The organism is Thiohalocapsa sp., from assembly GCF_019695415.1.
GTDB lineage: Bacteria > Pseudomonadota > Gammaproteobacteria > Chromatiales > Chromatiaceae > Thiohalocapsa.
The window spans coordinates 1-6011 of record NZ_JAIFKJ010000520.1 but is presented as its reverse complement, the minus strand read 5'-3'; the positions used below and the strand labels follow the sequence as shown (position 1 = coordinate 6011).

Below are 6011 nucleotides of genomic sequence, written 5' to 3'. Positions count from 1 at the left end.
TCAATACTCCGCGGAACGCTGCGTTGAGCCGTTGACGCGCCGTCAGTTCTCTTTGGAGGGCTAAGGGGGTCAAGGGCTAAGAGGGTCAGGTCTCACAAGTAACATCGTTAACGGCCCTAGGCACTCTGCGAAGGTGCCCGCTCTCCTCAGCGGAGGCCCAACGACACACCAGCACCGAGCCAGGCCGTTCCGAGTCGTTGTAATGGTCGGCTTGCAGAATGAGCCAGGGCCGTGGCTTACCGTAGTCCCCGGCCGCAGCCGCCAAGACCACATCGCCGCGTCTTACTCTTCCCAAGGAAGATCCTTCAGGACGTCGGATTCCATGGCTTCCATCTCCGCGAGCGTTTCAGCGTCGCTGGCGAAAGGCTCGGGTGAGACCATGCTCCGGAGCGCCTCCTCGACCAGATGCTGAACCGGTATGCCCCGCGCACGCGCCATCGAGCGTACTTGGCGGGACAGGTCATCGGAAATGGTGGTGTGGAGTGTTGCCATCTCGAGATTGCGGATATGCTGGAGGCCCGATTTCGCCGATCGAGTCTGTGCGCCGGGGTGCAGGGAATGGGCCATGACTTGATGGCGTCTTCTCCGACCCTGTGCACGACCTTGGACGGGACGCTGGCCGGGATCTCCCGCAAGGCGTGGGGCCAAGGAGCACGCAAACAAAGCGTACAGTAGCCGAACCCGTAAGTCAGTCCAGATGCCCGATCCTGGCCGAGCTCGGTCGCTCCGAGGCATCACGCCTGGCGTCCGCTTTCTGCCGGAGCCAAGGGACGGAAGGCCTGAGCGTGACGATGGCCGCATCCACCCGGCGCGTGAAGGACGGCGGCGCCGTGTCCTGTCGGTTCGCCGAGCCCGTCGTAACGGCGCAGGCGGCGCGGCAGGCTGCAGTCCCTTCTCAAGCGGATCCGTGAACTGTGAACGCGCTCAGGTACTGGCTTCTGAGGCGAAGCGTATCGCGACATGTGGGGCAAGGCAGCCTTCGGAAGGAACGGGTAGCGGCTGATGTGCCGCGTTTCGGAACTGTTGCCCGGGCGCGGACCGCAGAGCGCTCCGGGCGGTCCCGGCGGTGACGGCCCTCCATGACGGCGCGGCCTGCTCGTGGCGTGCGCCTTGCCGCCCATTTTGGGCGCTTACCGATTTGATTTCCCGCGACCGCCCATACCCATGAACATAATCGGGAGACCGGATTATGGTCTGCTCGCCTGTTGCCCGCCGTCGCGAGCCTGCGATCGCCCCCGAAGCCCGACACAGGCAGTCGTAACAAGCCTTGGGCACCTGCTCACCGGCATCTGCGAAGATTCGGGGTAGCCCAACCCAGCCCAACACGGCCCAGTCCGGTGCGAGCACTGTCCCAACCCCACGCCAGCTGTACCGCCCTCTAATGAACCTCAAGCGCATTCTGACGGATCCAAAGGCGGTGCTGGCCGCGGTGGCCGGCGGCTTTGCCATCGGGCTTTTTGCCAAGCCTGTGGGCGGCGCCTTGTACCCCATCGGCAGTATCTACATCGCCTTTCTCTCCATGTGCCTGCTGCCGATCCTGATCACGGCGATCGTCATTGGCATCGCCGGGCTGCTGCGCGACGACAACACCCGGCCGCTGTTCAAGCCCATGGCCGGGCTTTACGTCGTCGGGCTGATCCTGCCCTGCGTGGTGGGCATCGCGACGGCGCTGTTGCTCGCGCCCGGCACGGGGCTCGGCCCCGAGGCAGAGAAGAGCATCGGCGCCTTGATCATCGAATCGCCGGCGGCGGCGCGGGCCGACGGCGGTATTCTCGGCTTCCTGGCGCAGATCATCCCGACCAACCCGTTCGAGGCGCTTAGCGCCAACCAGGTCATGAGCATCGTGTTCCTGAGTGTCTGCCTGGGCCTGGCGCTCGGGCTCATCGACGGCGAGACCGCGCGGCCCGCGCTCGATTTCTTCAAGGCCATCTACGACGCATTCATGCAGCTGTTCCGCTGGGCGATCCTGCTGCTGGCGCCGGGGCTTTTGATGTTCATCTCCGGCGTGGTGGCCGAGATCGACGCCGAGGTGCTGCTGGCGCTGACCAAGTTCGTGATCACCTTCTACGTCGGCGGCGTGGTTCTGATGGTCGCCTACATGCTGCTGTTCTGGCTGGCGGTGCGCGGTCCCATCATCGCGACGCTGTCCAAGCTCAGCAACCCCAACGTTCTGGCCTTCATGACCAACAACCCGATCGTCGCGCTGCCGGCGACCCTGGACACGCTTGAGCAGGACTACGGCGTCGACCGGCGGGTGCCCGACCTGGTCATACCCTTCGGCATCTTCGCCAACCAGCATGGTGCGGTATTCCTGCTCTCCTTCCTAACCGTATTCCTCGCGCAGATCTACGTCATCGACCTCAGCTTCCAGGACTACGTTGTGATTGCGATCGGCTCCATCATCGCCGGCGCCACCGCGGTCGGCGGCGGGGCGGTGCTGATCCCCACGGTGGCGCCGATTCTGGGCGCGGTGGGCATCCCCACCTCCATGGCGCTGGTGGTGCTGGCCACGACGGACAACATCATCGGGCCGGTGCGCACGGTACTGACGCTGCAGTCGAATGTCACACTGACGGTCATGACCGCAAGACGCGGCCAGGAGCGACCCGAAGAGCCACCGTTGGCGGCGGACCCTCGCCAGTCGGAGGCGGCATGAGCCGGAAACCGTTGCGGATGATGGCCGTCGGGCTTGCCTGGCTGCTGGCCCTGGCATTGCCCCTCGCTCAAGTCGTTGCGAAGGAGCCCGCGATCTTCCCGGACATTCAGCGCATTCTCGATGCCGGCGTTATCCGCGTTGCGCTGCGCGCCGGGGATGCCGCGCCCATGATCATGACCGACGCGAACGGCGTCCCGGCGGGCTCGGAGCCCGACCTGGCGCGCGACCTCGCGAAAAAGCTGGGGGTCGAGGCGGTCTTCGTGCGCACCGCGGACACCTACGACGGCGTCGTCGACGTGGTCGCCCGCAAGGAGGCGGACATTGCCGTTTCCTATTTGTCGAGCGGGGCGCGTCGAGCACGTTATGTATTTTTCTCCCATCCCTACATCAAGCAGAGCGGCCGCCTGGTCTACAACCGCGCCCGGTTTGCGGAGCTCAAGCGCGATCACGGCATCGAGACGTTGCGGGCTATCGCCGAGGACCCGGTGGCCACGGAGCTCCTGATGGGCGTTGTCGCGGGCAGCGTGTATGAAACCAATCTGGAACGCGATTTTCCGACGTCGCGGCTGCGGTTGTTCGAAAGCCTCGATGCGATGATGGCGGCGGTGAGAAGCGGCGAGACATTCGCCGCCATGCATGGTGGTCTGCAAATCGACTACTACATGCGCCGCAATCCGGCGACGGCGATTTATGTCGCAGTGGACCCGGACATCCGCCAGTCCAGCGACATCCGCATCGCCATTCGTCCCGATGCGCCCAATCTGCTGCGCTGGATCAACCTCTACCTTGCCGATCACGTCGGGAAGCTGGACGATGCCGAGATCGTCCAACGCTATTTGAATCAGAATCGGGAATCCGAGTGAGGTCGAGACTTTCAGGAGCCGCCCTTGCGGCCTCGATGCTCTGTCCACTGAGTTTGGCGTGGGCTCAAGCTGCTCTCTGTGATGAGATCATCACGACCACGGGTGATCGCCTGACCGGGACCATCCTCGAAGCCGATGGCGACAGCATACTGTTGAAGACGGCGTACGCCGGCATCATCGCCATCGACCGCGGCCAGGTGCGCTCCCTGCTCCGCGGCGCCGCCGTCGCAGACCTGGGCGCAGCAGGGCGATCCGATGCCGCGTCCGCGCCGGCCGCAGGCGGGTCGGACGCGAGTCCGCAGGCAGTCACGACAGTGTGCAAGACAGAACCGACAACTTCGCCGGCCGGCGCCCCGACGTCATCCCAAACGGCAGCCGCCGCCGAGCCCGCGCTATGGTCGCCGTTCACGCCAGGGAGCGAGCTCGGCGGCCGCGTCAATTTTGCCCTCAGCCACGAGCGCGGCAACACGGACAAGGACGAGATCGACTTCGACTACCAGCTGGAATACCGCCGCGGCTGGCATCGCTTCCGCAGCCTGGGTGCGCTCGAATTCGACACCAACGACAACGAGAAGACCACCGACAAGTGGTCCACCTTCAACCAGTACAGCCGCGTTTTTCCGTCCCGCTGGTATGGCGTCGCCTGGCTCGCCTTGGAGCATAATCGCTTCGCCGACCTGCGCCTGCGGACCCTTGGTGGGCCCGCCGTCGGTTACCTGCTCGCCGAGAGCGAGGCCTTCAATCTGGCCGTGGAGGCAGGCCCCGCGCTGTTGCAGGAGGACTTCTATGGCCATCCAGACCAGGATTTCGCGGGCGCGGCCTGGTTCCTGCGCTACGACCAGCTCGTCTGGCAGGACCGACTGCAGCCCTACCACCGCCAGTTCGGCTACGCGGCCCTGGACGGCAATGACAAGTATCTCTGGCAATCCTGGACGGGCCTGCGGGTGCCGCTGGCCGGCGGGTTCACCGGCGCCGTCGAATTCGAATACGACTACGACAGCGACCCGGCCCTGGCGGCGGAGACAACGGATACCACGCTGCGCCTGAAACTTGGCTATGAATGGTGAGCTTGGGCGGGGTCGCGTCATGATGCCGAAGCCCCAGCGGGTGCGCCGCTTCCTGGCGGTCGGCCTCTTTCTGCTGGCGCTGCTTGGCCCGATGGCAGCCGGCCAGCAAGCGCCGGGTGGCGAGCCGCCGCCGGTGACGGCGCAGACGCTCCAGGCAAAGATCGCCGAGACCGAATCGGCGGCCGATCTGCCGGAGGAGACCAAGAGCCGTCTGCTGTCGCTGTACCAGCGCGCGCTGCGCAACCTGGAAGCGGCCGCCGCGGACAAAGCCGAAGCACAAGCCTTTCGGGAGGCCCTGCAAACAGCACCGGCAGAGGCTCAGGTGATTCGCGAGCGGCTGACCGAGGCGAGCGCCGCCGGGTCGCCCGAGCCCCCGACAGTGGCCTTGCCAGTGGATGACGCGACCCCGCTTGCCGAGCTCGAGACCTTCATCCAACAGGACAGGGGCGACCTCGCGCTGACCGAGAAGCGGCTGGCGGACTTGTCGCAGCGCCTGGAGGCGGCGGCCGCCCGGCCCGCCGCGATCCGCCAGCGCCTGCAGGCGGCCGAACAGGAACAGACCGAGAACCTGGCGCAACGCCAGCTGGTGGCCGCCTCCGGCGAGGCATCCGCGGAGGCGCAGGCGCGGCGCTGGGCGCTGGAGACCCGGGCCGAGGCGCTGGCCGCTGAGATCGAGATGCTCAATCAGGAGCTGCTGAGCCAGCCGGCCCGCCTGGAGCTCCTGGAGGCGAAACGCGACAAGGCGGCCCAGGACGCGGCGGCCATCGGCCGGCGACTCGCGCTGTTGGAGGGCCTCGTTACGCAGCGGCGGCAGGCGGATGCGGAGCGCGCCAGGGCCGCGGCGGAGGCGGCGCGCCTGGACGCCGAGGGTCGGCACCCCCTGGTGGTGCAGCTCGCCGAGCAGAACGCCGCATTGTCGGCCGACATCGCCGAGACCGTCACCCGGCTGGACGAGATCCGGCTGCAGACCGAGGCCACCGAGCGGCTGCGCCAACAGCTGGAAGGCGACTTCGAGAGCGCACGCGAGGTCATCGACATCGGCGGCGCCAATCTGAGCGGCGAGCTCGGCAACCTGCTGCAGCAACAGCGCCAGGCCCTGCCCGACCTGCGCACCTTCCGACGTGAAGCGCGGGCGCGCGAAGAGCTGGCGAGCGAGAGCGGCGTCAAGCGCGTGCTCCACCGGCGCGAGCAGCAGCGGCTGGCGGACACGGACGCGTACGTCGACACGCTGCTCGCCGACGCGGGTGTCGAGGATGCGCCCGCGTCCATGCGGGCACGGCTCGTCGATCTCGTCGATGAGCGCCGGACCTTGCTGGACAACGCCATCGCGTCCGAGGACTTGCTGCTGCGCAGGCTCGGGGGGCTGGAGGCGGCACAATCGAGCCTGCCGACGACCATCAAGCGCTTCGACGAGCTGCCCACCGG

General features: G+C 66.7%; 5 protein-coding genes and 1 pseudogene. 4 read left to right on the top strand and 2 right to left on the bottom strand.

What is annotated here, in order from left to right; all coding sequences use genetic code 11:
* Positions 1 to 85: 85 nt before the first annotated feature.
* Both I6U14_RS18325 and I6U14_RS14495 read right to left on the bottom strand, forming a co-directional pair.
* Positions 86 to 271 (bottom strand): hypothetical protein, encoded by a 186-nt coding sequence (locus I6U14_RS18325; protein WP_367115673.1) that lies wholly within the window; start codon positions 269 to 271, stop codon positions 86 to 88.
* Positions 272 to 282: 11 nt separating this feature from the next.
* Entirely contained in the window at positions 283 to 567 is a 285-nt protein-coding gene (locus I6U14_RS14495; protein WP_296900226.1) for a hypothetical protein, read from the bottom strand.
* Positions 568 to 1381: 814 nt separating this feature from the next.
* Here I6U14_RS14495 and I6U14_RS14490 point away from each other — a divergent pair.
* The 4 genes and pseudogenes from I6U14_RS14490 to I6U14_RS14475 form a co-directional block, all read left to right on the top strand.
* Entirely contained in the window at positions 1382 to 2656 is a 1275-nt protein-coding gene (locus I6U14_RS14490) for a cation:dicarboxylase symporter family transporter (RefSeq protein WP_296900225.1), read from the top strand.
* Complete coding sequence (locus I6U14_RS14485) at positions 2653 to 3519, top strand: ABC transporter substrate-binding protein (RefSeq protein WP_296900224.1); 867 nt, start codon at positions 2653 to 2655, stop codon at positions 3517 to 3519. Before I6U14_RS14490 ends, I6U14_RS14485 begins: the two co-directional genes overlap by 4 nt.
* A 152-nt stretch (positions 3520 to 3671) precedes the next feature.
* Positions 3672 to 4586, top strand: coding sequence for a DUF481 domain-containing protein (locus tag I6U14_RS14480; protein WP_296900223.1), 915 nt, complete (start codon positions 3672 to 3674; stop codon positions 4584 to 4586).
* A 19-nt stretch (positions 4587 to 4605) separates the two neighbouring features.
* Positions 4606 to 6011: pseudogene (locus tag I6U14_RS14475) on the top strand (hypothetical protein); the annotation flags it as partial.

Coding starts and splice junctions, on each gene's coding strand:
- I6U14_RS14495 (WP_296900226.1), bottom strand. CDS start 567: ATGGCCCATTCCCTGCACCCCGGCGCACAGACTCGATCGGCGAAATCG.
- I6U14_RS14490 (WP_296900225.1), top strand. CDS start 1,382: ATGAACCTCAAGCGCATTCTGACGGATCCAAAGGCGGTGCTGGCCGCG.
- I6U14_RS14485 (WP_296900224.1), top strand. CDS start 2,653: ATGAGCCGGAAACCGTTGCGGATGATGGCCGTCGGGCTTGCCTGGCTG.